Source organism: Phocaeicola paurosaccharolyticus JCM 15092 (genome assembly GCF_000613805.1).
In the GTDB taxonomy this organism is placed as follows: Bacteria; Bacteroidota; Bacteroidia; order Bacteroidales; family Bacteroidaceae; genus Phocaeicola; species Phocaeicola paurosaccharolyticus.
The window spans coordinates 1-25,757 of the sequence record NZ_BAJR01000007.1; the positions used below are offsets into that span (position 1 = coordinate 1).

Sequence of the window (25,757 nt, forward strand, 5' to 3'; positions counted from 1 at the left end):
AATGTATTATTGTTTATTGTAATTTTCGTTCAAAATCTTACGCATGGTAGCCAACTTTCTCTCGGTCTCTTCCCACTCTTCATCAACTTCTGAAGAGGAGAGAATTCCTCCGCCTGCATAGAGACGTGCATATTCAGAGCCAATCTGCATACATCTTAAGTTTACATATAGCTCTGTTCCGTTATCTGCATCCAGCAATCCTACAATACCGCTATAGTATGATCTGTCGTAGCCTTCGTTAGCAACAATAAACTCTCTTGCCTCTTCCATTGGAACACCACATATTGCCGGTGTAGGATGTAACTTATCGAGAACACGTCCCAAAGAGTTATTATCTTTCAGATGGAAGAAGAAGTCAGTCTTTCTGTGGACAAGATGACCTGCACGGGCTGCGTAAGGTCCTTTCTCATCTATATTTCCTAATATATCAATTTTCTTTATTGTCTGCCTTATATAATCGGCAACATATTTCTGTTCATCAATATTCTTCTTACTCCAATCTGTAGGGATAATGTTATCATGAACGGTCATTGTACCTGCTAAGGCAACTGTATGCCATCCTTCAGTATGTCCACTTAGTATTATTTCAGGAGTACTTCCTATCCATGTCCCTGATTTTGTTGTGTGACACAAATATATAAACATGCGTGGATAGTTGTTGCAAGCATTTACAAAAGCTTCAAAAGGAGAGAAGTTCTCGGGTATCTTCTCGTTTATAGTTCTTGAGAGTACAAGTTTGGTGAACTTGTTTTTATCTATTGAATTATGGAATTTCTCAAAGCAGCTTTCATACTCCTTTTTTGCTCTATCTTCTATCTCTGAGATAAAACTTTTATTTTCTATTTTATCCTCTGTTCTATTTACTTCCGGCAAGGACTTTTTGTAAAGGGTTCTCAGATTTGAACTTATCTCATCCCAGTCAAAGGCTAATATGTCAGGTCGTATTAATAGTATTTTCTTGTTATCATCCGAAATGAATGGAGACATTACGAACCCTTTTCTTCCGTCAAGCTCGCTTAATGAGGAGAGCTCTTCTATATCACCATCCTTTTGTAGCAGAAGATAGCATGCATCAGTCCAAGGTAGCCTGTAAAATGCAAAGTTTACGTTGCTCTTAGATAATGCATTTATGATACCAATAGTCTCTATATCGGGGATAATCATTTTATTTTTTTGATAAAATTGACAACTCTTACGGATGAGACAAGTCTTCCTCCAGGAGTGGTTATATCAACGTTCCATACGTGTGTTGTCACACCTTTATGAATAAGTTTCCCTGTTGCCAATACAGAATGTCCAACCTTTACGGAAGAAATGTGATTTGCTGAAACTTGCATACCAGCTGGAAATCTGTCATCACCACAAATAGCCATAGAACCATAACCGGCAGTAATTTCGGCAAGAGCGAGTGAAGCCCCTCCATTCAGAATACCATAAGGTTGGCATGTGCGGTTATCAACTGGCATCTCTGCAATAATAACATTGTTTTCACATGATAGGAATTTAATTCCAAGATGTTCGGTCATGGAATTATTGTAGTATGGAAATTTCTTATTTTCTGTATCCATTAATTTTTCACTTAATTATGCAAAAGTATGAATTTTATTTCTCTCATACAAAGAAAAACTATTCACTGAAAGATAAATGAATGTTGTCTGATATAACTGTTTAACTATTCATGCTGATGATTTTATACTCAAAAGTGACTATATTTGCAGCTAAATTATAAATTATCAGAAAAATGAAAGTCTTATTGTTGTCCGGCAGCCCTAGAAAAGAGGGGAACAGCTATATTGCCCTTAAAGAGATAGGTGATGAACTACAGCGTAATGGTGTTGATTATAAGATAATAGAGCTTGGCAATAAACCTGTTCGTGGATGTATAGCTTGTTATAAATGTATAGAACTTGGTCGTTGCGTTTTTGAAGATGATATCTATAACAAGGTTTTCGAAGCTGCTAAAGAGTGTGACGCTCTGGTTGTAGCATCTCCTGTATATTTCGGAGGTCCTAATGGTTCTCTATGTGCACTTCTTGACAGGCTCTTTATGTCTGCCGGAAAACATCTTCAATATAAGCCTGCCGCTTCTGTTGCAATATGTCGTAGAGGAGGAGCCAGTGCAACCTTCGATAGTGAACAAGTACTACCTTATGACAAATATGCTAGTTATCGGTTCACAATATTGGAACAGTGTTCATGGACGTACACAAGGTGAAGCTATGCAGGATGAGGAGGGATTGCAGACAATGCGTACTCTAGCCAGAAATATCGTCTGGACCTTGAATAGCATAAATGGTAAAGAGCTTCCAAAGAAAGAAGCCAAAATAGCAACAAACTTCATACGCTAATAAAAAGTGGACTCTACATACTATTGTCAGTAGATATTAGCGCGTTTTTATATAATTTTGCGAATTATTTTAATATTCATAACCAATGGAACCAGAAACTAAACAGACTCCTGCCCAATTAATTTATGGCATTTCTGATCGTCCTCCAATTAAGGAGACAATTTTTGCGGCAATACAACACTTATCAGCAATTTTTGTTGCTATTATTACTCCACCGCTTATTATCGCCGGTGCACTACAACTAGACTTAGCTACTACAAGTTTTTTAGTTTCGATGTCACTTTTTGTATCAGGTCTTGCTACTTATATTCAGTGCAAGAAATTTGGACCTGTTGGTTGTGGATTGCTCTGTATTCAGGGAACAAGTTTCTCTTTTATCGGTCCTATAATTAACATGGGACTTACAGGAGGCCTGCCTCTGATTATGGGAAGTTGCCTTGTGGCTTCTCCCGTTGAGATGATTGTCAGTAAGACATTCAAATATCTTCGTAATATAATAACACCTTTAGTATCGGGTGTTGTTGTTATCCTTATAGGTCTTAGCCTTATTAAAGTAGGAATAACAGCTTGCGGCGGTGGTAATGCTGCTATAGCAAATGGAACTTTTGCATCAATGGAAAATCTTGGAGTTGCCACAACAGTGGTACTTTGTGTACTTTTCTTCAATCGTTGCAAAAATAAATATCTGCGAATGGGCTCTATTGTTATAGGTCTTGTAATAGGATACATATTGGCACTATTCTTAGGAATGGTCAACACAGATTCTCTTAATACAATCTCTTGGTTGGATTTCAACTTCCCAATGCCATTCAAATATGGTTTGTCATTCAATATTTCAAGCATCATCGCTGTAGGTCTGGTTTATCTTATCACAGCTATTGAAGCAACGGGAGATGTTACAGCAAACTCAATGATTTCTGGTGAGCCTATTGAGGGAGAAAAATATCTGAAACGTGTATCAGGTGGTGTACTTGCCGATGGTATGAACTCCGCTTTGGCAGCTGTATTCAACTCATTCCCTAACTCAATTTTTGCTCAGAACAATGGTATCATACAACTAACAGGTGTTGCCAGTCGTTATGTAGGATATTTCATTGCAGCTATGCTTGTCATCTTGGGGCTTTTCCCTGCTGTAGGAATAATCTTCTCGCTTATGCCTGAACCGGTATTGGGTGGTGCTACACTGCTTATGTTCGGTACAGTTGCTGCTGCAGGTATCAGAATTGTAGCTTCTCAGAAGATAGACAGAAAAGCAACATTAGTCTTGGCAGTGAGCCTCTCAATGGGACTTGGCGTTGAGTTGATGCCCGATATTCTTGCTAAAATGCCTGAGGTGATAAAGGGCATTTTCTCATCAGGTATCACTACCGGTGGTTTGACTGCGATAGTTGCTAATGCACTAATTAGAATAAAGGATTAAAAAACTAAATATATAGCATAATGGAATTGCTAAAAAAGAGAATTATGCAGGATGGCAAATGTTATCCTGGAGGAATACTTAAAGTTGATAGCTTTGTAAATCATCAGATGGACCTGACTTGATGTACAAATGCGCACAGGAGTTTGTAGATCGTTTCGAGGGAACTCAGATTAATAAGATTGTTACTATCGAGGCAAGCGGTATTGCTCCGGCAATAATGGTAGGTTTCATTATGCATCTTCCTGTTGTATTCATAAAGAAAAAACAGCCAAAAACGATGGATAATATGCTTACAGCTACTGTATACTCATTTACAAAAGATCGTGAATATACTGTATGCATAAGCAACGACTTCCTTACAATGAAAGACCATGTGCTCTTTATTGATGATTTCCTTGCTAATGGAAATGCATCTTTGGGTGTTGTCGACTTGTGTAAACAGGCAGGAGCAACAATCGAGGGTATGGGATTTATAATTGAGAAGGCTTTCCAGAATGGTGGTAAGGTTCTTGAAGAACTTGGTATTCGCCATGAGAGTCTTGCTGTAGTTAAGAGTCTTGAGAATTGTCAGATAGAGTTGATGTAATAAGACTCATATACATAAAAATAGAAGAGGATATACATGGTGTATATCCTCTTCTATTTTTATATCTACAATGTAATCTTGCTATGATTTTTATTTTAATGTAACCTCAACTACGTAGTCAATATCTTTTGGAACTTCAGGAAGGTTTATAGTGATTCCATTCTTGCTCTTCGAAAAGTTCAGTTTACTCTTGTCGGCAAACTTAACCATACTATTTACCTTAGCAGGTGCCAGAGGAAGATATAGTGCATCATCCTGTAGATTTAGTATATGAATATATAGTTTGTTACCTTTCTGAGTTGACACTCCCCAAGGATGAGGCTCAACCAAACCGGCACGAGTTCCATATATTGTCTCACCATAAACATTCATCCATTTGCCAATCTCCTTTAGTCTATCTATAGCTGTTGCAGGCATCTCTCCATTTGGCTGAGGCCCAATGTTCATAAGTAGATTTGCACCTTTTCCTGCAGCCTTTACAAGGTAATGTATAAGTTCTTTTGTCGACTTATAGTTTTGGTCTGCTATCTTATATCCCCACATGCCATTCATGGTCTCGCATGTCTCAAGTGGAAGATGACTTATCTTCTGTCCCGATAGTCCTGACTGGTTCTCACCTGGTAGATCTCTTTCGAACATTTGGAAGTCCTCACCCTCAAATGGTGCATGATGATGGTTGTTACCTATAAGGCATGCAGGCTGTAGCTTATGAATCATAGCATACTGCTCAGGTAGTTGCCAGTCAAAGCCAGGGTTCTGATCCTGATCCCACCATCCATCGAACCATATTGCACCAACCTCTCCATAGTTTGTAAGAAGTTCTGTGAGCTGGTTGTTCATGAATTTATAGTAGCTCTTCCAATTACCTTTTGGATTGGGGCGACCTGTGCCATTACCTGTTCTTCCCCACACAGCATCCTCTCTTGACCAGTCTATATGTGAATAGTAAAGATGTAGTTTGATTCCCTGTTTTTTACACTCAGCGGCAAGCTCTTTAAGAATATCTCTCTTAAAAGGAGTAGCTTTAACAATGTTAAAGTCCGACCATTTAGAGTCAAACATAGAGAAACCGTCGTGATGACGTGTCGTTAAGCAAATATATTTTGCTCCCGAGCTCTTTATGTCGCTCACCCATTTTGCTGCATCGAATTTTGATGGATAGAACCCTTCTGCAAGTTTAGCGTACTCTTTGTAGTTTAAATCATTATTATTCATTGTCCATTCTCCACTAGCAAGCATGCTGTATATACCCCAATGGAGGAATATACCGAACTTCCTATCCTGAAATTCTTCTCTTGCTTTTATATTTTCCGCAGTAGGAGTGTAATTTGTTTGAGCTAAAGTTGGGAAAAGTGTTCCCAAGACAAGAGCTGCTGTGATCATACTTCTTTTCATAAAGTCTGTTACGGTTAGATTATTCACTAAATATAGTACATTTATTTAAAAGTAAACTGCTGTTTCTGCAAGAGACAGATATTTCTCCTTTTTTATAGCTGCTTTGAATTATAATCTGTGCAAGCCCGTTGAAAGTCTTTACTTTGAACCTCTTGCAATCTGCTTGAGCAGGGTGCTCAGGGTCAAGGTTCGCAGGATCACCATTCCCCACGCCAAGGATACGTCCCTCACCTGTAATTTCAATATCTATCTCCTCGCATGCAGTAGGTACAAAGCGGCCTTTCTTGTCGTATGTAGAAACAGTAAGAACAGCTACATCCTGATTGTCGGCTTTAATAGTAGTACGGTCTGCATTAACCTTTATGCTTGCAGGAGCTCCTGTAGTATAGATTGTCTCCTCCTGAGCTTTTCGTCCGTTCTTATATCCTATAGCTTTCACCTTTCCGGGTTGGTATATTGCTTTCCATGAAAGATGACCATTCTTTGGCATGCTCTTTCTCTCAAGTTTCTTTCCGTTAACAATCAGCTCCACCTCATCCATATTGCTATATACATATCTCAACCTCTTCACCTTCATGTCCTTCAAGATTCCAGTGAGGAAATATGTGCAGTACAGGCTCATTTGTCCACCATGATTTCAGGTAATATGCTTCATCTTTCTCGAAGCCGCAATAGTCTAGTATTCCGAATTCACTTCCAACAGCAGGGTACTTCAACGGATTAGGCTCACCGCGGTAGTCAAATCCTGTCCAGTAGAAGAGTCCTGCCAACCACGGTCTCTCATCATAGAATTTCCATCCTCTCTCTATTACGTTGATGGTTTTGCTATGTTCCTGCATGTTCAACGACTTCATATGTCCCTTATCTATATTGTCGAAATATACACCGCGTGTGCCACTGCCTGTTGTCTCCTCTGTTCCACAAGCTATCCATTCAGGATTTTTCTTGTGAAGTCCTTCGACATCATTCTGAGCAATATAGTTATATCCAACAACATCCAGCGACTGTATCATCTGGTTTCCTCCTGCATTAGCAACTGTTGTAAGCCTTGTAGGATCGAGTCGGTGAGTATACTCTCTCATTGATGCTGCGACTCTGATTCCTTGAATATTATTCTCCAATCCCCACTCCTCATTACCATTACTCCAAAGGATTACTGAAGGATGGTTACGATCACGTTTTACCAATCTTTCCAACAGACGAAGATGTTCATCATTTACTCCCATAAGCCTGTTCTCGTCTATAACAAGTATTCCTTTTTTGTCGCAAATATCTAATAGGGCAGGGGTCATCGGGTTATGGCTCGCACGATAAGCGTTACATCCGAAACTCTTCAGACGTTCTATCCTATATGCCTGCAGTGCATCAGGAATTGCAGCACCTACACCTGCATGATCTTGATGCATATTCACTCCTTTAAGTTTGACCTGTTTACCATTTAGCAGAAATCCTTTCTCTTTATCGAAACGGGCCTCGCGTATTCCTGTTGTAGTGATATATGAGTCGGCAACCTTATCACCATCCATCACTACTGTCTCTACACTATATAAATATGGATTCTCGCAACTCCACAATTTTGGTTTAGTTATGCTGCATTGTTGCTTAATCTTTATAATCTCTTTTGCAAGTATGTCCGTAGGAGCAGAACTATTGGTTCTTGCAATCTCCTTACCATCCATATCTCTGATAATATTATATATATAACCCTTTTTACCTTTTATATCCGAGTTCTTAATCTCTGTCTCTATAAATAGGGTTGCATTGGTATAGTTGTCTTTAAGTTCAGAGTAGATAAATGTTCCGTAGGGAGCAACATGCAGTTTCTCACTTTTACATATCGACACGTTACGATATATGCCTGCTCCCTCATAGAACCATCCTTCCTCCAGTGAAGCATCAGCTCTCACTGTTACAAGATTATCTCCACCATAGTTTATGTAATCTGTTATATCGTATACTTGTGAGGCATATCCACTAGGCTCTGTCCCCATGTAGAATCCATTTACCCAAAGTGTGGCATTACGAAAAATTCCATCAAACTCCAGTGAAATATTCTTTCCCTCATCCTCTTTCCCGATCTTAAATGTCTTGCGATACCATCCCACACTATTCTGTGGATATTTATAGCCTATGGCACGATATCCGTGGCTATGACTTGCATTTTTGTCGAATGGTAGTTGCGTTACCCAGTCGTGTGGCATTTTCACATCTTGCCACAAACTGTCACTGAATTTCTGTGAGTATGGTCCCTCATTGTGTATTGAGTTTGCTTTGGTGAGATAGTTGAAATATTCAGTTCCATTTCTGAAATCTTTCTCGTAAGATGATGCATCACCCAATGAGAATTTCCATCCATCGTTGAAAGATATTTTCTGTCGAGATGATTGTGCGCTGATAGTATAGGAGAAAAAGAAGAGAACAACGGCAATTAGATAATGTGTTTTCATATTTCAATATAGATGTTATTATATTAATTTGTTCGAAAGCAAATGTATGCAATAGGTATCTTAATGAGTGGAACTTATTTATCTTTTTCTTCTTTTATTTTATCATTGTCTTTCACTTAATTGTCCTATTTGATCAAAATATTGAGAGTTATCATCTTTTTCATCTTAAGAAACGGTTTATCATTTCTGATAATTGCTTATCATACGATATCATTTTTTATAATTGATTTAAAATTGTGGACTATATTTGTACTATCTTTGCTTATAAATCTAACGAAAAACATCTATTCAGCATAAGGATAAACCGAAATGAGAATATTGAAGAGATTATCTTTTTCTCTATTAGTTGTACTTCTTGTAGTACTGGTCATAGCAACTATAGCAGAAAAAATATATGGCACATCATACGCTTTCCAATATATATACAATTCACCTGTTTTTGTATCTCTCTGGATTGCATTAGCTCTTTCTGCATTGACATATCTAATAAAAAGAAAGATATTTCGGAAGCCTGTTACTATGTTACTTCATCTCTCTTTCTTAGTCATACTTGCGGGAGCGCTGTTTACACACATATATTCAACTGAGGGTACTATTCATCTTCGCAAAGGAGATAGCAAAGGTATGTTTATAGATAGTGATGGCATGGGACATAAGATGCCATTTTCTATTTCATTCGACAGGTTTCAGATAAATTACCACACAGGTTCACATTTGCCATCCGATTATCATAGCCGTGTAGTCATTACAGATGAAAAAGAGAGTATAGATGGCGATATATCAATGAATAACATTCTCAAATATAGGGGATATAGATTCTATCAGGCAGGGTTTGATGAAGATGAAGAGGGTGTTACACTTATGGTGAAGCATGATCCTGTCGGCATTGCCATTACATACATAGGATACTCCCTTCTTTTTATATCCATGTTGCTCTTCTTATTCTCGTCAAGGACAAAATTCAGGACTCTTATTAAAAAGATGCAGATGAATCGTGCTCTCCTTATTCTGTTATTTTTTATATCGAATCCGTTCTCTTCCTTCTCAAAAGAGAGTGCAAAATTTCTTCCCGAAGAAACTACAGCCAAGTTTGATAATATAAATGTCATGTATAATGGCAGGATTGCTCCATTGCAGACATTGATGCAGGATTTTATGTTGAAAATATATGGCTCGACATATTACCAAGGGCACACTTCGGAAGAGGTGTTTACAGGAATTATGTTCTTCCCCGACTCTTGGAAAGGAGAGAAAATTATAAAAGTTGGCGATAATAGAATACGTTCGATATTGAATATTGATGGCAGTTACGCCTCTATAAACGACCTGTTTGATAAGGATGGCAACAACAAGCTTGATGCTTTAGATTATAATAAAATATCAAATGATGCTAAGCTTGTCCGTGCAATAGATGAGATATCAGAGAAATACTCATTGGCTTTTATGGCTATGGAGGGAGAACTGTTCAGAGTAGTTCCCGTTCGTGAAGATAAGGAGATAGAGTGGGTCTCTCCAAAGCAAATATCTCTAGGCAATGATAGCCTGAAGATTGGTGAGTGGTTGGATGTAGCAAAGAAAAGTATCAGTGAAAAGAGATTCTCACAAGTAGACAGTCTGATATCCGAACTACGCCATTATCAGAGTTCTGTATCCGGAGTATCTCTACCTTCAGAGGCAAAGATTAAGTCAGAGCTATTATATAACAGGTTAAGAAACCATACCCCAATATCTATAACACTTATAGTTATAGGAGTAATCTCATTTATCTATTTTGGAATGTTGTTGTTAGATATGAGCAAGGTAAAGAGGGTAGTAGTATATCTTCTAAACGCTATTCTGTTATGCACATTTCTATATACCACCCTCCTTATTGCATTGAGATGGTTTATCGGTGGTCATATACCGGTCTCTAATGGTTTTGAGACAATGCTCTTCATGTCGTGGTCTGTTACCGTCTTAACTCTCTCACTACAGAGAAAGTTCGGAATAGTACTTCCTTTTGGACTGATATTATCCGGATTTACACTTCTTGTATCTACATTGGGTGAGACTAATCCACAGATAACATATCTTGTACCGGTATTATCATCTCCACTTCTATCTATTCATGTTGTAGTGATAATGATATCCTATTCTCTTCTTGCATTTATGATGCTCAACGGAGTTATGGCATTTCTTATAAAATGCTTTTCAAAAGAGTGTGAAATGCAGATTGAGAGGCTGCAGATATTTAGTAATATATTGCTCTATCCTGCTCTATTCCTACTAGCAGCAGGGATTTTTATTGGTGCTATATGGGCCAATATATCATGGGGTAGCTATTGGGGATGGGACCCAAAAGAGGTGTGGGCATTGATAACTATGCTCATATATTCTCTTGCTCTTCACCAAGAATCATTACCTTTGTTCAGGAATAAGATGTTTTTTCATCTATTTACTATAATTGCATTTCTAAGTGTATTATTTACCTACTTCGGGGTAAACTTTATATTGGGTGGAATGCATAGTTATGCATAAATTTATACTATATATGAGAGACTTCATAAAATACCAAAACTACGAATTAAGTACTAATGTAGAAATTTCATATTTTTCTTCACTCGCTAATGGTGTATCCGAATATATGGCAATAATAAAGGGTAATGATACCAGCCTGCCTTTTATAGACCAACTTAACAATATTAAGAAGAGCCTGGATATGTTGCCTGATAGATGCGGTGGAGCATCAGCTGTTTTTGCAAGATTTTTCCTCAGTGATATAGCAAATCAGCGTGGCATAGTGGAGGAGATAGTGGAAGATTATACAGATTGTTCATTTTCCATAATAGGTCAGCCTCCTCTTGACGGAACAAAGGTAGCTCTGTTTGTCTACTTGCAGAGTGCTATGGAATCGAAAAGCTATCCTGACGGTCTTTTGTCACAAAAGCATGGCAGCTATACTCACTATTGGGGTGCTTCAGCTTTCAACAAAGCTGCCAACTCGGAATATCAGATGAGATTACTGTTCAATGAGTATGTAATGCAGTTGGCAAACAAGGGCTGTTCTCTTTATAATAACTGTATTCGTACATGGATATTCGTACAGGATATAGATGTAAACTATCATATGGTTGTGAAAGCTCGTAATGAGGTTTTTGCATCACAGAATCTGATAAGTGAGACACACTATATTGCAAGTACAGGCATAGCAGGTGTAAATGGTGATCCTAAGGTTTCGGTACAGATGGATACTTATGCTATTGATGGATTGAAGGAGGGTCAGGTGAAATATCTCTATGCATCGCATCATCTCAACAGGACATCCGAGTATGGAGTAAGCTTTGAAAGAGGTACATATGTAATTTACGGGGATAGAACACACACCTTCATATCAGGTACTGCAAGTATAGATCACAAAGGTGAGATACTATTTGCAGGTGATGTGATAAAACAGGCCGAGAGGGCTTGCGAGAATGTTAAGGCTCTTTTAACCGAAGCAGAGTGTAGCTTTGATGATGTAATGCATATTATAGTATATCTACGTGACATATCCGATTATGCTAATGTTAGCAGCTACTATGATAGCAGATTCACTTCAATTCCGAAAGTATATGTGCTTGCACCTGTGTGCAGACCAGGTTGGTTGGTAGAGATGGAGTGTATAGCCATTAATGATAGAAGAAATGATATGTTCGAGAATTTCTAATATTCTCGGGCATATCATTATCGTAATGTCCTTTTATCAAGGTAATTATTAAAGTTTTCTTTGTAAGCATCCGAAACGCGTATAATCTCATTCCCAATGTATAAACGGTTGTTCCTGTCGATTGATCTTATCTTATCCATGGCAACTATATAGCTCCTGTGAATACGCATGAACTTCTTTGTGCTTAGCATAGATTCTACCGCTTTCATGGTGATGTGTACTATGAGTGGACGTGCAGAGTCGCAGAGATAGATATGTACATAGTCTTTAAGTCCGCTGATATATAATATATTGTCTACCTCAATACGTTGCAGTTTGCTATCTGTACGGATAAATAGATAGTCATCGTTGCTGTCGCTATCTGTCTTGGCAGAATATATATCGTTTGTCCTGTTCTCATTGGGATTGTTAGCCCCATTCCTGGCACTTTTCATCTCAAACCACTCTTGCGCTTTAGTGGTGGCCTGTATAAACTTGGAGTAGCTTATAGGCTTAAGCAGAAAGTCGAGTGCAGATACCTCATAACTGTCGAATGCATACTCTTTGAATGCTGTGGTAAATATTATTTTTGTCTCTTTCGGAACAAGTCTTGAGAGTTCCATACCATTCAGGTCAGGCATCTGTATATCTAGAAAGAGCAGATTGACCGGTCTTTCAGATATTGCTGCCAGTCCCTCTATTGAATTATCGTACGATCCGCACAGTTTAAGGAATGGTGTACGCTTTACAAAGTTCTCTATAAGCTTTATTGCAAGAGGTTCGTCATCAATTATCAAGCATGTTATTTCCATTATTGTCACACTCTTTAATAATAATTTGTGCAAAGAATATCTCTCCACGTTGTTCGTGAATAAATGAATACTGTCCAGGATAAATCAGTTCCAGTCTTCTCTTTAGGTTCCCAAGCCCTATACCTGAACCACTTCTGTTGTTCTCATTCTTTGGATAGAAAGAGTTTTCTATAGTGAATATCAGGTTATTCTCGTTAATATTAAGATCAATCTTTATTGAAGAAGTATTTGTTGCGCTCACTCCATGTTTGAAGGCATTCTCTATAAGTGAAATATAGAGCAAGGGAGGTACATATATTGGTGTCTCCGGTTTAAAGAAGTGTGACTCAATATGTACTTTAGAGCTATATCTCAGGCTCATCAGTTCTATGTAATTATTCATGAATACAATCTCATCGGTGAGCTGTACTTTTGTTTTGTTGGTCTCGTATAGAGCATATCTTAGCAGATCACTTAACTGTGATATCCTCTGCTGGGCATCATCTGGGTCAATCTGTATCAGACTGGAGATATTATTGAGCGTGTTGAAGAGGAAGTGTGGGTTGAGCTGATTCTTCAGCCAGGCCAGTTCAGCCTCAGAATATTTCTTCTCCTGCTCCATTATGGTATGTTTTACCTGATTCCAATGTACAATATATCTTACACCCACGGCACAACCTATGAAAAGAGAGTTGAACATTGTTGTGAAGAAAACAATCATTAGCCATATGGCCAGGTCGAACATGCCTTTATTTAAAAAAGGTAATATACTAAAAGACTGTGCAGCAATATATATACCTATAAGTATCATGTTGACCCCGAAGAATTTTACATACTTATGTTCAAAGAGTTTGTAAGCTAGCCAATAGAAATTGATATAATATAGTATAATAGCCGGAAGAAGGCATCTTAAAGAGTAGCTGAAGATGTAGATAGCTCCATGCATGTTATAGCCATGGCCAATCCATTCTATTGCCGGTGGCAGCAATAGAATGGTTAGCCAGAATAGCATCTGAATAATATCTATAATTCTTTTATGATATCTGATTTTCATATATTATTTCGTTAACTTTTGCTAAATAAATATTTTTTCCAGACAAATCCATCAATTTACTGATTTATAATATTTCCTATAGATTCAGTATCGCTGGTACGTTCTTTCAAATCGCTATTATTGATAGTACGTTTAGTTTTCTTAACCTTACTGCTATTATTGCTAAGAGAGTAGCTTATGCTGAATGAAATATTCGAAATAGCTATCTTGCTGATATTGTTGTTTATAAAGTCTGCACCTTTGGTGTAGCTCTTCATCTCCATCTTACCTCCTGAAAGAGGAGTCATGCAGCTCAGGCTGAGACTTAACTTATCATTCAGGAAAGTCTTGCTCACGCTTCCCATTGCCATGCTGAATCCTGTTCTCCATCCTTCAAGGCTGTAGCTGCGTGATGAGCTCATAAGATTAAGGCTTAATCTGTAATTGTATGGGAGAGTCTGTTGGAATCCTACCATTACATTATCTTGCCATCCACTGTTACTTACTCCTAGCTTATCACTTCTCATATCAACATAAGTTACGCTTGAGTTAGTATATATTCGCGTGTTCTTTCCAGGGTTCCAGTTGATGAAAGCTGTAAGTCCTAAACTATTGTTCTTGCTTATATTTCCATAGGTCGTATTCATAACATTGTTGTTGTCATAGAAGCTATAGCTATCTATTCCGTTGTTACAAAGAGAATATCTCAGTGTAAGGTTCATCATGATTCCTGTAGTATAGTAGTTGTATACCATGCTTATGTTGTGTGCCTTCTCACACTCCAGATTTGAGTTACCATAGTTTATGACCATCGGATCCTGACGGTTTACATATGGATTGAGATAGGTAATACCGGGGCGGCTTATTCTCATGTTGTATGTAAGTCCAATATTTTGCTGCTGGTTGATTGCATATGATAGATCAGCACTTGGAACAAGATTCCCATAATCTATATCAAAGTCACCACCTTGTCCGATGAGGTATTTTACGCTCTGGAAAGTATATTCATAACGTAATCCTGCTTTGTATCCTAATTTTCCACTTTTCCCGCTATATTCAGCATAAGCAGCCAATATATCACTGCTATGTTTATAGTTCATGCTGCTGTTGTTTATAAATTGATACTCTCCGTTCTTGTCAATGTAGTATTTGTTATCCGATGAGTTATTACGCAATATAAGTTTCACTCCTGCGCTTACACTATTTGTCTTCTGGAAAGTAGTTGTAAAATCTGTTTGGAATGTATGCTCGGTAGTCTTTTCATCTCCATGACTGTATCTGTCATCAAACTTGAGCCCGGTTAGTGAAGAGTTATCGAATGTGCTATACGAGTCATTTTTCATCGGAGTAGTATTTAGCTGATAGGATAGTGTGAGAATACTATTCTTATTGCTTGCAAAGTTGTGTTGGAAGTCTACGCTTCCTGTTATTGAATATCTTTTGTTCTTCTGGTTTATATAGCTTATATACGACATTTCATTGCCGCCATATGAAGTTCCGCTCATTGATGTCACTCCATTATTGTTTGTCTTGCTGTTGAATCCCATCACTCCGAAAGAAGCAGAGATCATATTGAGTTTATTTATCTCATAGCTTGCGTCCATGTTTCCCATCAGCATATCTATCTTCATATCAGTGTCTGATACTACAAGATTCGATGAGTTACCTTTGTCGCTTATCTGTATACGCTCGCCTGTAGTCGATACATCTGTTCCACTTGAGTGGTTCATATTACCGTTAACTGTTAGTGAGAGTTTTCCCTTCTGAACACTTCCGAAGAGTCCTCCTCATATCCTTTTGTGCTTGCTGTAGCACGTGCAGTTCCATTGTATCCGTCACTTATATTTTGTGCACCAGCCACTTTGCTTGTGATAAGGTTTAATACACCTCCCACACCCTCAGCATCATATTTAGCACCGGGGTTTGTCACTACTTCAACTTTAGTAACAGAAGTAGCAGGCATATATTTAAGTATTGTAGATGGGTTGGCACTTATCATTGCATTTGGTTTTCCGTCCACATACACTTTGAAGTTGCTGTTCCCGTTTACTGTTATATTATCGCTACCGTCTACAGTTATCATAGGTACCTTGCGTAACATGTCAAGCACATTGCTGGTCTTTGAGTCCGGGTCGTCAGCCATATTGTAGTTCATCTTGTCTACGTCCATCGTTACAAGGAGTTTCTGTGCTACTACCTCAACACCCTTAAGTTGAGTCACATCATCTTTAGTATATATTGTACCAAGATCAATCTCTTTTTCACCTTTTGCAGTAAATGGAACAGATATTGTGGCTTTTCCGACAGATGAGAAGGTGATTATGAATTTTCCTTTTCCTGAGATTTTCTGAGAGAAAAGGCCATTGTCATCAGTAACAGCCATTCCTACAGCTTTGTCCTTGTTGTTTGCCTTTGTGATCTTTATTGTCGCATAAGGTTCGCTCTCATTACTTATAGAATCTCTCAAAATACCTTTAATGATTGTAATATCTGCAGGTTCATTTGCAAATATTTTAGTAGGACTTCCTATAGCAAATAGGATTGTTAAAGTGAAAACTAATAGAATTTCTTTTTTCATGACTATATTACATTAATTATTTTTAAAGCTGTGTTTCATCTCCTCTCATCATTGTGATGGGGTGAACTATTTAATGCTTCAAAGATATTTATCTATATTCCTATATTAATATAATATTCGACGAGACCTTGCTTTAGTTTCGACCAAATATGAAAAAAGTAAAGTTTTAGGGGAGAGAAAATTTATGGATGTATGTTTTTCCTGCACTCAGGCATATTGCTCATGACATTGTATAGATAGGCGCAGTAATCTATATCAAGACAGTCCCCACAAGTATTGTATCCTTTGAACTCAATACATTTACGTATTTCACAAAGGCTATCGCAAAGAATGCTCTTAACACCTTCTGTGCGGCATCCCATACAATTAATATGCTCTGCTGTAATAGCAGAAATATTATTCAGGGCGCTCCATTTTTTTGCCACCTTTTTCTTTAGCTCACAATCGTTCTTAATTGTTGCAATTCGAGCTTCGCATTTTTCGCAGTCAATTCCGCAGCAAGCAATAAGGCTTTTCATTTTATTAATTAAGTATTATCATTTCACAAATTAAGTCTTATCATTTTGACAAATATAATAAACTGTTTCTTTATTACCTTATTTTAGTGTAATTATTTTTCGGAATAATTATCTACCGGATTTTCTCTTTTTTATGCCATATTCTATCGGTTTTTATACCAGATAACACCTAATGATATAACCAGCTATTTTTTCTATGATTTATCTTATTAGTTTTGCTTGGATTATCCTAAAACTTAAATAGTACGACGATGAAACAGCTACTTTACATGTTATTGTTTATTTGTTTTCCAATGGCTATTGCTACTACATCGTGTAGTAAAGATAATTTACCACCGGAAGAGCCTGCCTCAGAAACAAGTAAGCCGTCGGTGGTGAATTTTGATCCTACAGAAATAACATTTTCATCAGCTAAACTTATGGCGTCTATTACAGATAATGGTGGCAGAAATGTTACAAAACGTGGTTTCCTTATATCAAGTACTCCAATAACTGAACCAAGTATAGATTGTGGAGAAGAATTAAGTTGTGGTGATGGTTCCGGAGATTTCACTACAACAGTAAAAGAGTTGAAGGAGAGTACTAAGTACTATTATGTGTCGTATGCTAAAAATGAGAATGGTTATGGTTTTTCTTCTATTTCATCATTTACAACATTGGAAGATCCGAATAAAGTCTCAGACAACGCATCAATAGTTCTTCAGAAATTGGAATTAGTATCTATGGATTATTCTTCTGCGGGATTTGATAATGGTGGAACAAAATATCCATATCGAATGAGTTATAAGATAAGTATCGATGTAAAAGAATATACCTCTTTTCAAAAGGCAGGATTTAAAATAGATACCAGTATATGGTCTTTTAATAATGTAACTCAGGATGGTTTGTATGTTGCTGATATGGCTACCTACAGCAGTAGTTCAACAATTAGCGTATCAGTCTCATCTTATGGTACATATATTAATGGAAAAGAGTATGTAGGCAATACTGAAACTCTATCTGCAACATACAAAAGTGGTGACAGTGGTAATACAGGAGGAGAGAGTGGTAATATAACCAGTAAGGCAGCTGACGATACAAAAGCCGAATATGTATCTTCCGATAATAATGATTATATGTATATCACATGCAGTTCGTTAGTATCAAATCTCAATAGATATGGGCTTACAATATATAAGAGCGGGTCAAGCTATTATTGGAAAGACTTTGATCAAGTAAAACATTATGTGCAGCCTGGCACATCATATAGCAATAAAGTATATTATTATGATTCCTATATTTCAGGTAAAACAATTAAGACAGCATATGTCTATGTATCGTTTAGATTTTCAGCTTTTTAGTTTTTTATAGTATGTCAAGTTCAGATTTAAGTTTGGAGTAGCACCTTCGTGATGCTGTTAAAGCATAGTCCTGAAAAGGAGCTTTAAACAAGCATTTCATTGTGCTACTCTCAATAAAATAGAGATAATCTATATTTATTATATTATTCGGGTTAATCTGGACAAATTTCTCGCTTATAGCCAATATATTCTTTGATGAGGTCTGTTTAATCAATCTAATCTCCTTATCTGATTCTCTTAATGTAGCTGACCAATAGTGGGTGTCAGCTGAGTAGTTAAAACAGAATATATCATCCACATTTGCCAGAACCAATCCTGAGATAGCTCTTAGGGCTTTTGTCTTAGTGTTGTCAATTGATTCAGATGATTTATAATTCTCGGGTTCCGATTGGTTCTCGAATCGATTAAGAATATCTTCGAGCTCATCACTGGTATATGGTTTTTGAAGAAAATCGAAGTTGATTCTCTGAGAGCATTTATGATATATTCATTGTGTGCACTATACATCACCACTTTCATATCATTATTTCTGTCTAAAAGTTTAAGGAAGTCGAATCCGTTGCCCTCCGGCATCTCTACGTCCATAAATAACAGATCGATATCATTTGCCTTTATATCAGCCATAGCTTTCATAAGTGAAACGGATGTTCCTATGATATCATATTGAGGGAAGTTCTTTAAATCCTTCGCCAGCCTGTCTATACTGTGCTGATTGTCATCAATAATATATACTGAGTATTCTTTTATCATGATTATTTTAAATTAATCAAATCTATATATTGTTGGAATAATAAAACAAATTACTGTTCCATGTTCATCTTCAGAAATAGTGCTAAGGTCGGTTATTGTGAAAGAGATTTTATTATCGTTTTTGCTATTCAGCATATCAATCATTTTATGAATCAGGCTTAATCCGTTATGAGTGCCTTCGTATATTGCACTTTTTCTTGTCGATTTCGATGCTATACCTATACCATTATCTCTGATTTCTATACTAGTACTCCCTTCCATCGTTTTTCTAATAGTTATTGTTATTTTATCTTCCGATTTGTTGAAGTCCTGAAATGCATATTTTATTGCATTTTCTACAGGAACCTGTATAATCATCGATGGTATTTTGGTGTCAAGTAGATTCTGATCTTTTATATCCCATACCACTTCAGGAACATTTCTGCTGCTTGTTTCTCGCAGATCTATATATAGCCTGACCATATCAATTTCTTCTTTCAAGGTAGATGAAAGAGTGCTTGTTGTCAAATTGGCACGTAGGTACCTGATAAGTCCGTCTATTGTCTTACGCTGAGTGGAATCATATGATGCAGTAGGCAACAATACATTCAGAATATTGAATAGAAAATGAGGAGAAAGTCTGTTTTTGGCATTAAGAACTTTCAACTCCATTATTTTTATCACCTGTTTTTTTCTATTCTTTTCTGCCTTTTGTCTCACTCTTAAATATACGGCAGTAAAGATGAACAGTAACAATAGTGTAATAGATATGCTAAAGAATATAGCTCCCCAGAGCCTGTCTTCCTTCTTTTGGCTCTCTGCTATCTCTATATTCTTCTTAAGCAAAGTCTTGTCATGCTCGTATCTATATTGAAGTTCAGATATGTTGTTTTTGTTTTTAATATTTCTAAGTGAGTCATCATAAGCCATAGACTTTGTGAGGTATTTAAGGGCTTTGTCGCTATCTCCGATTTTACTGTAGTATTCTGATAATCTTTTACAGTGTATATACCAATAGCTTTTCCCTATTTTGGCAGAATCGCACTTAAAGTCCAAATATTTAGCAGCCTCTTTCATTTTATTCTCTTTTAGTGCAAGGCCTGCATATAGTCCATTTAAATAAAAAATTATACTGCTATCAGTCTCCGGTTTATTGAAGAATAATTGTGCTTTATCCAGATAATAGTGAGCAGAATCGAATTTATTTGTTAGAGTGAATATTTCGGCCATATTGCTCTCTACAATGGCTTTAGTTGAGAGAATCTTAGTCTTTTGTGCCTCTCTGTATGAGAGCCTGAAATATTTCAAGGCATTATCATATTTACCCTCAAAGTAGTATGCATTTCCACGGCTGTTATATAGAAAATAGCGTTCGTAGTCATTCTTTGGCTTATATTTATTCTCCGCCTGGTCGAAGTAGAACTGTGCCATGTCGAAGTTGCTCAAGTCGGCATACACCAATCCGAGTCCTGCCAATATGCTATGCCTTGATTTATCAATTTGTAAGGTGTCGCAATGAGATAGAGCTCTATGGTACCAGATAGCAGAATTTACAAGATTACCTTTTTGACGATATACGTCGGCAAGGTTTATGCATATATCGGGTGTTTCATTTTTATAATTACTTTTTATTGATAAGTCGTATGCATCTTTCATAAACAGAATAGATGAATCCCTTTTGTTTCTGATCTGATAAAAAATTCCTTTGAAATTGTATGATAAAATTTGTAGTCGTGCAACATTCTTATTACTATTATCTTTATCTAAACAGTAATAGATTACTTTATTGCATAGTGATAGAGCCTCATCATCGCGGCTTTGGTAGTATAGACATCTGGCCTTATAGAATTGACAAAAAAAGTAAGCAGTGCTATCTCCAGGAAGAAATGAAGGGGCCATTGAATCTAATTTTGTATATAGGCCAATAGGGTCGTTAAATATGCTTTTATTATGATAGGCCATAAAGGTATCAACCTTTGCTACTCCATAATCTTCTTCAGAACCATAATACTTTTTATTGGTACAACTTACGAAAGCTATTAATAACAATAATGTAATAAGTGTTCTCATATTTTATCTTATATAATTAAGAGTCTTATAATTAAACGCTACTAAAATAACGTATTACTTCACTAACATAAATAAAAAAATTCACTTCTTTTTCATAAAAAAGCGATAATCATATTTTTATTTGTCATAATCAATATTATCTACAGATGGAACTTGCTATCTCTTCCATGTAGTGATTATCAGTACCGCAGCATCCTCCGAATATTTTGAAACCGAATTTATCCTTTAACTCTCTGCATCCATTTGCTAGATCGGAAGCCGAAGAGGTAGCTTCCAAAGCACAACATCCATCAAGCTCTTCATACGATAGAGATGAGGTATTAGCTTGAATGCCAAGGAATCTTCTCCTGACAATATCCGTCATGTTGAATTGTTGTGAAAGAGCTTCGTTCACAATTATAGGATGTACACAATTTGTCATATAGCACAAAGGAGCATTATCAACAGTGCTATCTATGGTCTCAATAGCATGGCTTATGGTAGAGCCATCAATTAAACATCCATCTTTGCGTATAGTGAAACTTATAATATATGGAATATTAGTATCACTCATAGCCTTTGCCATTCCTATAGCTTCCGGTAGAGTAGGCATTATCCCGGCATAGAGAAAATCCACGTTTGCCTCCTTGAATAGCTGTGCCTGCCAACTATGGAACTGATAAGCCTCATCACTATCAAGTGCACCCTCTCCGGTGTAAGCATCCCCTTTACATCCCATCAATCCCCCTAGATACATATTCTGAGGTTCATCAAGTATAGTTCTGAGAAAGTCTACATTATCCTCGATTATTGATTCTGAGAAGTTGTTGCCAAGCACCCTGTCCCTGTTGGCTCTGCGGGTAGGAGTGGTAGCCATGAAAGGTAGGTTATATCGTTTTGCAATATCCTTATATTCATTCCAAATATTCCTTAAAGCTTCTTTGCCTTCTTCAGAGTAGATGAGAGAAGCCATAGCTACAGGACCATCAATATTTATATTATATTCCCTTTTAAGTCTTTCTCCCAATGCCCCTTCCATAAGGAACAGCTTTGTATTGTCGAAGTCTGTTTTTAGTGACATTATACTTTAGAATTGTAGTATTTATTTACAAAAATACATTAATTTATTAGTAGTGTATAGAGTTTTATAGATAAATATTAATCTGACACTAATGTATTTAGTAATGTATAATAGACTAAGAACCAAATTTGGAGTATTATTTACATCACTTCACACTTCAAGTTTATATACTTTACAGTTGTAATCTATATAGACTTCAATTGTGGTTTATATACTCCACATCTGTGGAGTGAATAATTAATTGAAATATCGAATAAAGTTATTAGGAATTAGATGGTAAAAAAGAACTAAAAATGGATAACGTTACTTTGTTCCTGCCGAACGATTTTTACCCACTGGAGAAAGAAACGTTCCGGCTGTACTATATTTCCGCTTTCACTGACCAGCAACAAATTAATTTGTACATAGAAGATAATTTTGGGCAGTTGGTACAGCTAACATTTGCTTTTAATAATGAGAATGATAAAGAAGAGCAAAAGTAATAGCAAGCTTTAGGCAACCTGTTGAAAAACACTTGACAAGATTGCTTGTCAGGTGTTTTTTATAGGTATTTTTGCCAATAAAATAATTAGTATGGGTAAAGGCGACATAAAAACTCGAAAAGGTAAAACCCACAGAGGTTCATTCGGGAAGAAAAGAAGTAAAAAAAAGAAAAAGCAAAAGATAAAAACCAATATTGAGTGTATATATTGTGGAAATCCGACTATTAGTAAAAATAGAGCTTTAAAGTTAGAAAAAAAACAGGCAAATACCCCAATTTAGGCCTTACTAAAGACCATGTACCTCAACAGTGTTTATACGATGGTTATGAACCCAAATATAAAGCTAATAGATATACTGTTCCTGCTTGTAGAAAATGTAATGAAGAATTTTCGAATTATGAAGCTGAATTGAGAGATTTTATCGGTGTAGCAAATGAGAATGATGCAAAGCAGGAATCTATAACTAAAAATGCCGTAAAAAACATCTTATCAAAATCTGATGGGAATAAGAGGTTACGTAAGGATGAAAATGGAAAAGTCATTGGGGTGGAATTTGATTATAATAAATTGCAGCCAAGTCATATTAAAAATTTTAAAGGAGTATATTATAAAACTTATGGTAAAAGATTAGCGGATAGTTTCGAAGTAAACGTAGTAGATATAGATCTGAAAAGCGGTTTTGAAGAACAAGCAAATAAGTTCTTAGATAAAAATAGTAATTGGAAACATTCCGGTCATGAAGATATTTTCAAGTATAGAATTGAATTAGTAAAAGCTGATGCTTCAGGAGAGTTGGTTAAGGCTAATAATTCTAATGAAGCAATAATGGTTTTATGTCAGTTAGTATATCATCAGAATTACGCAATAACCGTAATAGGTTCTAAGAAAAATCTAAAAACAAGAAAAATCAATTAAAAATAAGTTTACAGCAAAATCAACAACGTTACGTTTTATGAATCGAGATATTGCATAATTGGAACAGTAGGAATAAGGATGCTTTAGGCAACCTATTGAAAAACAATTGATAAGTAATTTTGTCAGGTGTTTTTTATGGGTATTTTTACAGGTAATAATACTAAAGAAAATGAAAAAGACAATTCTTTTTATAGCATTGGGGATGCTTATTTTAGGTGGAATTATTTCCATATATTTCATAATTAACACCTATTTAGATGGCTATTGGATATGGGGGAGTTATACTAAATATGATGTTACAGGACAATTTGGAGATTTTTTTGGTGGGGCTATAGGTACTTTTTTTTGCATTAGCAGGAACTCTTTTGGTTGTATTAACTTTTAAAGAACAAGCTAAACAAAATAAGAGAGAATCTTTTGAAACTAAATTTTATGAAATGCTCCATTTACACAAACAGAATATAGATGAAATACAAGTTGATGGTTTGAAAGGGCGAGAAGCAATAGAGAGACTTTTCTATTATTTGAAAGACATTTATAAGATTGTGGAAGATGCTGTAACTACAATAGAAAGTACAAATCCCATATCAAGTGACGAAAAGGAAGTAAAATTGTTTTACCGAATGAAGGTCTTTTTATCAAATCGGAATAATAAATTGAAGTTTATCCATAACCTTTCGTATGGATATTTCTTTTTGGAATTGAAAACTACTATGTAACAAAAGACAAACAAGATGTTCAATATGACATAAATGTTTATATAACTTTTATTCTTGTTTCACAAAAGAAACCAAAATCATTGCTTGTTCCACGTAATTCTTTATTAGGGCATTATTTTAGACATCTATATCAGACAATACAATTTATCGCAAAAGAAGAGGATTTTAAAGAAAATGATAAATATAACTATGCCAAGATGGTTCGGGCTCAACTTTCTGATTTTGAACAAGCTCTGTTATATTACAATTCTTTATCTGTAATGGGGCAAAACTGGATTAAGCCAATAGGAAAAAACAATATCAAAGAAATGTGTTTAATTGCTCGTTTTAGGCTTATAAAAAATATGCCATATTATTTCGAGTATTTTGGGATACGCCCGGGTAATTTATTTGTAACAGAAAAAAATGAGTGGGAGAGATTAGGCAAGAAATTTTTTGAAATAGAATTCAATTAATTCTAATTTCAATCTTCAGGAACATGAAAAAATCACCGGGTTAGCGGTGGATCCTTTCATCAATAAAAATCAAAAGTTTGGAAAGCGATTTCTTTGCTACTTTCTTTTTCAGAACACTTCACGAAAGAAAGTAGCGGGCGGGTTTCCGCCCGGTGGTTTATATTTCTTCAAATTTATCTATATCACATTCGATGATTACGACTTCCGACTGGTAACTGTATAAGCTGTTTTCTTTTGCTGCTGTGATGGCTTTTTCTTCCGTAGAAAAAACACCAAAGCAAACACGGCTCGACTTTGTTTTGTGTACGTCCGTTTGAAATAAAACATATACCTTAATAATTTATTGTTTTTCGTTTAGCCCATTTATCCCGCCGTTTCCGGCACTCTTCCAGCGTTTTGGCTACAGTAGAGAAAAGTTCTCCATCTGTATGGAGATAATCATACTGGAAATATTCTGTTCCTCTGAACGCCCCGGCAATGAACGTTACATATTTTTCCTGTCCCGGCTCTTGAGTTGTAGATAAGCCGTTTTTAATTAATGATTCCATAAACTTTATATTAATAATGAGAGTAATAAGGCAATGAAAATCGCAGCCATCAAAAGGCTATATAACGCGGATAGGAATAACCGCAGGATAAAGCGGATAACGAAAAACGCTATTATCAATACCGCCCATATACCCGCCGAAGTACACAGAAAATAAATTACTAAAGCCAGTAAACCCACCCGGAACAATAACCTGAATAAACCGCTTGCTTTCATTATAATTTGTTTTGTGGGCGGTTTTCCCCGCCCGGTGAACAATCAGAAAGCCCGGAAAACAAAACCATCTTCAAACCAGTAATCACCCATAAACAGGTCACGGGCAAACTTTTCGTAATCGAAGTATGTTTTTGCGAACTCTGGCGGTTCGTAGCACTCTTCTACAATTTCATAGGCGTAATCTTCTTCATCGTTGTATTTGCCTTGAAAATCGTCCCTGAGAGAAGAAATAAGGTCGTTTGCATCTTCGGTCGATAGGTAGTGTGAACCGTGATTACACCACACTAAGATAGCGGAGAGAGAGGATTATGAACCTTCGCCGCTTTATCTCGTAATAATCAACACTTTAACCAAATGCCAATTTATGTCTGTAACGTTTCTGTAACGATGCTTTGTCTGTCATAGTCTTCGATTGACTACTACGTGTCTGCTCGTTATGTTTTA

General features: G+C 36.4%; 25 protein-coding genes and 4 pseudogenes. 12 read left to right on the forward strand and 17 right to left on the reverse strand.

Features of this window, described 5'->3' with window-relative positions; all coding sequences use genetic code 11:
* Window positions 1-6 precede the first annotated feature (6 nt).
* Entirely contained in the window at window positions 7-1,164 is a 1,158-nt protein-coding gene (locus tag JCM15092_RS04880) for an isochorismate synthase (protein ID WP_024993680.1), read from the reverse strand.
* Window positions 1,161-1,568, reverse strand: coding sequence for a PaaI family thioesterase (locus tag JCM15092_RS04885; protein WP_024993681.1), 408 nt, complete (start codon window positions 1,566-1,568; stop codon window positions 1,161-1,163). The genes JCM15092_RS04880 and JCM15092_RS04885 overlap by 4 nt, the downstream gene beginning before the upstream one ends.
* A gap of 173 nt (window positions 1,569-1,741) precedes the next feature.
* Here JCM15092_RS04885 and JCM15092_RS14995 point away from each other — a divergent pair.
* The 3 genes and pseudogenes from JCM15092_RS14995 (at window position 1,742) to xpt (ending at window position 4,354) form a co-directional block, all read left to right on the forward strand.
* Window positions 1,742-2,348, forward strand: a pseudogene (locus JCM15092_RS14995) (flavodoxin family protein).
* A gap of 85 nt (window positions 2,349-2,433) precedes the next feature.
* Window positions 2,434-3,768, forward strand: coding sequence for a nucleobase:cation symporter-2 family protein (locus JCM15092_RS04895; protein ID WP_024993682.1), 1,335 nt, complete (start codon window positions 2,434-2,436; stop codon window positions 3,766-3,768).
* A gap of 20 nt (window positions 3,769-3,788) precedes the next feature.
* Window positions 3,789-4,354: pseudogene (gene xpt / locus JCM15092_RS15000) on the forward strand (xanthine phosphoribosyltransferase).
* Between the two features lie 90 nt (window positions 4,355-4,444).
* Here xpt and JCM15092_RS04905 read toward each other — a convergent pair.
* The 3 genes from JCM15092_RS04905 to JCM15092_RS15005 are packed head-to-tail and all read right to left on the reverse strand — an operon-like array spanning window position 4,445 to window position 8,196.
* Entirely contained in the window at window positions 4,445-5,749 is a 1,305-nt protein-coding gene (locus JCM15092_RS04905) for an alpha-L-fucosidase (RefSeq protein ID WP_024993683.1), read from the reverse strand.
* A 19-nt stretch (window positions 5,750-5,768) separates the two neighbouring features.
* A complete protein-coding gene (locus tag JCM15092_RS17470; protein WP_235782277.1) occupies window positions 5,769-6,320 on the reverse strand; it encodes a DUF4982 domain-containing protein in 552 nt (183 codons plus the stop codon).
* Window positions 6,295-8,196, reverse strand: coding sequence for a glycoside hydrolase family 2 TIM barrel-domain containing protein (locus JCM15092_RS15005; RefSeq protein WP_235782278.1), 1,902 nt, complete (start codon window positions 8,194-8,196; stop codon window positions 6,295-6,297). The genes JCM15092_RS17470 and JCM15092_RS15005 overlap by 26 nt, the downstream gene beginning before the upstream one ends.
* Window positions 8,197-8,505: 309 nt before the next feature.
* On the opposite strand from JCM15092_RS15005, the gene JCM15092_RS17855 reads away from it, so the two are divergent.
* Window positions 8,506-10,713, forward strand: a complete 2,208-nt coding sequence (locus tag JCM15092_RS17855; protein WP_024993684.1) for a cytochrome c biogenesis protein CcsA — start codon at window positions 8,506-8,508, stop codon at window positions 10,711-10,713.
* Between the two features lie 13 nt (window positions 10,714-10,726).
* Window positions 10,727-11,881, forward strand: a complete 1,155-nt coding sequence (locus JCM15092_RS04920) for a Rid family hydrolase (protein WP_024993685.1) — start codon at window positions 10,727-10,729, stop codon at window positions 11,879-11,881.
* A gap of 17 nt (window positions 11,882-11,898) precedes the next feature.
* On the opposite strand, the gene JCM15092_RS04925 is transcribed toward JCM15092_RS04920, so the two are convergent.
* The 5 genes from JCM15092_RS04925 to JCM15092_RS04940 all read right to left on the reverse strand — a co-directional run bounded on the left by JCM15092_RS04925 (window position 11,899) and on the right by JCM15092_RS04940 (window position 16,780).
* Entirely contained in the window at window positions 11,899-12,672 is a 774-nt protein-coding gene (locus tag JCM15092_RS04925) for a LytR/AlgR family response regulator transcription factor (RefSeq protein WP_024993686.1), read from the reverse strand.
* On the reverse strand, window positions 12,647-13,705 hold the full coding sequence (locus JCM15092_RS04930) for a sensor histidine kinase (RefSeq protein WP_024993687.1): 1,059 nt from the start codon (window positions 13,703-13,705) through the stop codon (window positions 12,647-12,649). The genes JCM15092_RS04925 and JCM15092_RS04930 overlap by 26 nt, the downstream gene beginning before the upstream one ends.
* Window positions 13,706-13,761: 56 nt before the next feature.
* Complete coding sequence (locus JCM15092_RS15010) at window positions 13,762-15,414, reverse strand: outer membrane beta-barrel family protein (protein ID WP_051532485.1); 1,653 nt, start codon at window positions 15,412-15,414, stop codon at window positions 13,762-13,764.
* Between the two features lie 14 nt (window positions 15,415-15,428).
* The gene (locus JCM15092_RS16520) at window positions 15,429-16,262 is read right to left on the reverse strand and encodes a TonB-dependent receptor plug domain-containing protein (RefSeq protein WP_051532486.1); all 834 of its coding nucleotides are present in this window, start codon (window positions 16,260-16,262) and stop codon (window positions 15,429-15,431) included.
* A 182-nt stretch (window positions 16,263-16,444) separates the two neighbouring features.
* Window positions 16,445-16,780 (reverse strand): DUF3795 domain-containing protein, encoded by a 336-nt coding sequence (locus JCM15092_RS04940; RefSeq protein ID WP_024993688.1) that lies wholly within the window; start codon window positions 16,778-16,780, stop codon window positions 16,445-16,447.
* 251 nt (window positions 16,781-17,031) lie between these two features.
* Here JCM15092_RS04940 and JCM15092_RS04945 point away from each other — a divergent pair, with 251 nt between their 5' ends.
* Window positions 17,032-18,120, forward strand: coding sequence for a hypothetical protein (locus JCM15092_RS04945; protein ID WP_034541571.1), 1,089 nt, complete (start codon window positions 17,032-17,034; stop codon window positions 18,118-18,120).
* A gap of 4 nt (window positions 18,121-18,124) precedes the next feature.
* Here JCM15092_RS04945 and JCM15092_RS04950 read toward each other — a convergent pair whose 3' ends face one another.
* The 4 genes from JCM15092_RS04950 to JCM15092_RS04965 form a co-directional block, all read right to left on the reverse strand.
* Window positions 18,125-18,433, reverse strand: a complete 309-nt coding sequence (locus tag JCM15092_RS04950) for a hypothetical protein (protein ID WP_148296596.1) — start codon at window positions 18,431-18,433, stop codon at window positions 18,125-18,127.
* A 14-nt stretch (window positions 18,434-18,447) separates the two neighbouring features.
* Window positions 18,448-18,870 (reverse strand): LytR/AlgR family response regulator transcription factor, encoded by a 423-nt coding sequence (locus JCM15092_RS04955; RefSeq protein WP_024993691.1) that lies wholly within the window; start codon window positions 18,868-18,870, stop codon window positions 18,448-18,450.
* A gap of 12 nt (window positions 18,871-18,882) precedes the next feature.
* Window positions 18,883-20,919, reverse strand: coding sequence for a histidine kinase (locus JCM15092_RS04960; RefSeq protein ID WP_024993692.1), 2,037 nt, complete (start codon window positions 20,917-20,919; stop codon window positions 18,883-18,885).
* A 136-nt stretch (window positions 20,920-21,055) separates the two neighbouring features.
* On the reverse strand, window positions 21,056-21,979 hold the full coding sequence (locus JCM15092_RS04965; protein ID WP_024993693.1) for a homocysteine S-methyltransferase family protein: 924 nt from the start codon (window positions 21,977-21,979) through the stop codon (window positions 21,056-21,058).
* Window positions 21,980-22,251: 272 nt separating this feature from the next.
* On the opposite strand from JCM15092_RS04965, the pseudogene JCM15092_RS04970 reads away from it, so the two are divergent.
* From JCM15092_RS04970 to JCM15092_RS05000, 6 genes and pseudogenes are all read left to right on the forward strand, one after another.
* Window positions 22,252-22,461 (forward strand): annotated as a pseudogene (locus JCM15092_RS04970) (TraQ conjugal transfer family protein); the annotation flags it as partial.
* Window positions 22,462-22,552: 91 nt separating this feature from the next.
* Window positions 22,553-22,741 (forward strand): 30S ribosomal protein THX, encoded by a 189-nt coding sequence (locus JCM15092_RS04975; protein WP_024993695.1) that lies wholly within the window; start codon window positions 22,553-22,555, stop codon window positions 22,739-22,741.
* A 128-nt stretch (window positions 22,742-22,869) separates the two neighbouring features.
* Window positions 22,870-23,376, forward strand: coding sequence for a hypothetical protein (locus JCM15092_RS04985; protein ID WP_024993696.1), 507 nt, complete (start codon window positions 22,870-22,872; stop codon window positions 23,374-23,376).
* A 169-nt stretch (window positions 23,377-23,545) separates the two neighbouring features.
* Window positions 23,546-23,761 carry a hypothetical protein gene (locus JCM15092_RS04990; RefSeq protein WP_024993697.1) on the forward strand — a complete coding sequence of 72 codons (216 nt, stop codon included), beginning with the start codon at window positions 23,546-23,548 and terminating at the stop codon, window positions 23,759-23,761.
* Window positions 23,742-24,095: a hypothetical protein gene (locus JCM15092_RS04995; protein ID WP_024993698.1), complete on the forward strand. Its 354-nt coding sequence runs from the start codon at window positions 23,742-23,744 to the stop codon at window positions 24,093-24,095. The genes JCM15092_RS04990 and JCM15092_RS04995 overlap by 20 nt, the downstream gene beginning before the upstream one ends.
* Window positions 24,096-24,175: 80 nt before the next feature.
* A complete protein-coding gene (locus tag JCM15092_RS05000; RefSeq protein WP_024993699.1) occupies window positions 24,176-24,550 on the forward strand; it encodes a putative phage abortive infection protein in 375 nt (124 codons plus the stop codon).
* 157 nt (window positions 24,551-24,707) lie between these two features.
* On the opposite strand, the gene JCM15092_RS17990 is transcribed toward JCM15092_RS05000, so the two are convergent.
* From JCM15092_RS17990 to JCM15092_RS05010, 3 genes and pseudogenes are all read right to left on the reverse strand, one after another.
* Complete coding sequence (locus tag JCM15092_RS17990) at window positions 24,708-24,890, reverse strand: DUF7336 domain-containing protein (protein ID WP_148296599.1); 183 nt, start codon at window positions 24,888-24,890, stop codon at window positions 24,708-24,710.
* Window positions 24,883-25,098, reverse strand: a complete 216-nt coding sequence (locus JCM15092_RS05005) for a DUF3873 family protein (protein WP_024993700.1) — start codon at window positions 25,096-25,098, stop codon at window positions 24,883-24,885. Before JCM15092_RS05005 ends, JCM15092_RS17990 begins: the two co-directional genes overlap by 8 nt.
* Before the next feature lie 257 nt (window positions 25,099-25,355).
* Window positions 25,356-25,607, reverse strand: a pseudogene (locus tag JCM15092_RS05010) (antirestriction protein ArdA); the annotation flags it as partial.
* Window positions 25,608-25,757: the final 150 nt, after the last annotated feature.

Excerpts from the sequence above, each read along its gene's own strand:
- JCM15092_RS04880 (WP_024993680.1), bottom strand. The coding sequence starts at position 1,164 with ATGATTATCCCCGATATAGAGACTATTGGTATCATAAATGCATTATCT.
- JCM15092_RS04885 (WP_024993681.1), bottom strand. The coding sequence starts at position 1,568 with ATGGATACAGAAAATAAGAAATTTCCATACTACAATAATTCCATGACC.
- JCM15092_RS04895 (WP_024993682.1), top strand. The coding sequence starts at position 2,434 with ATGGAACCAGAAACTAAACAGACTCCTGCCCAATTAATTTATGGCATT.
- JCM15092_RS04905 (WP_024993683.1), bottom strand. The coding sequence starts at position 5,749 with ATGAAAAGAAGTATGATCACAGCAGCTCTTGTCTTGGGAACACTTTTC.
- JCM15092_RS15005 (WP_235782278.1), bottom strand. The coding sequence starts at position 8,196 with ATGAAAACACATTATCTAATTGCCGTTGTTCTCTTCTTTTTCTCCTAT.
- JCM15092_RS17855 (WP_024993684.1), top strand. The coding sequence starts at position 8,506 with ATGAGAATATTGAAGAGATTATCTTTTTCTCTATTAGTTGTACTTCTT.
- JCM15092_RS04920 (WP_024993685.1), top strand. The coding sequence starts at position 10,727 with ATGAGAGACTTCATAAAATACCAAAACTACGAATTAAGTACTAATGTA.
- JCM15092_RS04925 (WP_024993686.1), bottom strand. The coding sequence starts at position 12,672 with ATGGAAATAACATGCTTGATAATTGATGACGAACCTCTTGCAATAAAG.
- JCM15092_RS04930 (WP_024993687.1), bottom strand. The coding sequence starts at position 13,705 with ATGAAAATCAGATATCATAAAAGAATTATAGATATTATTCAGATGCTA.
- JCM15092_RS15010 (WP_051532485.1), bottom strand. The coding sequence starts at position 15,414 with ATGAACCACTCAAGTGGAACAGATGTATCGACTACAGGCGAGCGTATA.
- JCM15092_RS16520 (WP_051532486.1), bottom strand. The coding sequence starts at position 16,262 with ATGAAAAAAGAAATTCTATTAGTTTTCACTTTAACAATCCTATTTGCT.
- JCM15092_RS04940 (WP_024993688.1), bottom strand. The coding sequence starts at position 16,780 with ATGAAAAGCCTTATTGCTTGCTGCGGAATTGACTGCGAAAAATGCGAA.
- JCM15092_RS04945 (WP_034541571.1), top strand. The coding sequence starts at position 17,032 with ATGAAACAGCTACTTTACATGTTATTGTTTATTTGTTTTCCAATGGCT.
- JCM15092_RS04955 (WP_024993691.1), bottom strand. The coding sequence starts at position 18,870 with ATGATAAAAGAATACTCAGTATATATTATTGATGACAATCAGCACAGT.
- JCM15092_RS04960 (WP_024993692.1), bottom strand. The coding sequence starts at position 20,919 with ATGAGAACACTTATTACATTATTGTTATTAATAGCTTTCGTAAGTTGT.
- JCM15092_RS04965 (WP_024993693.1), bottom strand. The coding sequence starts at position 21,979 with ATGTCACTAAAAACAGACTTCGACAATACAAAGCTGTTCCTTATGGAA.
- JCM15092_RS04975 (WP_024993695.1), top strand. The coding sequence starts at position 22,553 with ATGGGTAAAGGCGACATAAAAACTCGAAAAGGTAAAACCCACAGAGGT.
- JCM15092_RS04990 (WP_024993697.1), top strand. The coding sequence starts at position 23,546 with ATGAAAAAGACAATTCTTTTTATAGCATTGGGGATGCTTATTTTAGGT.
- JCM15092_RS05005 (WP_024993700.1), bottom strand. The coding sequence starts at position 25,098 with ATGGAATCATTAATTAAAAACGGCTTATCTACAACTCAAGAGCCGGGA.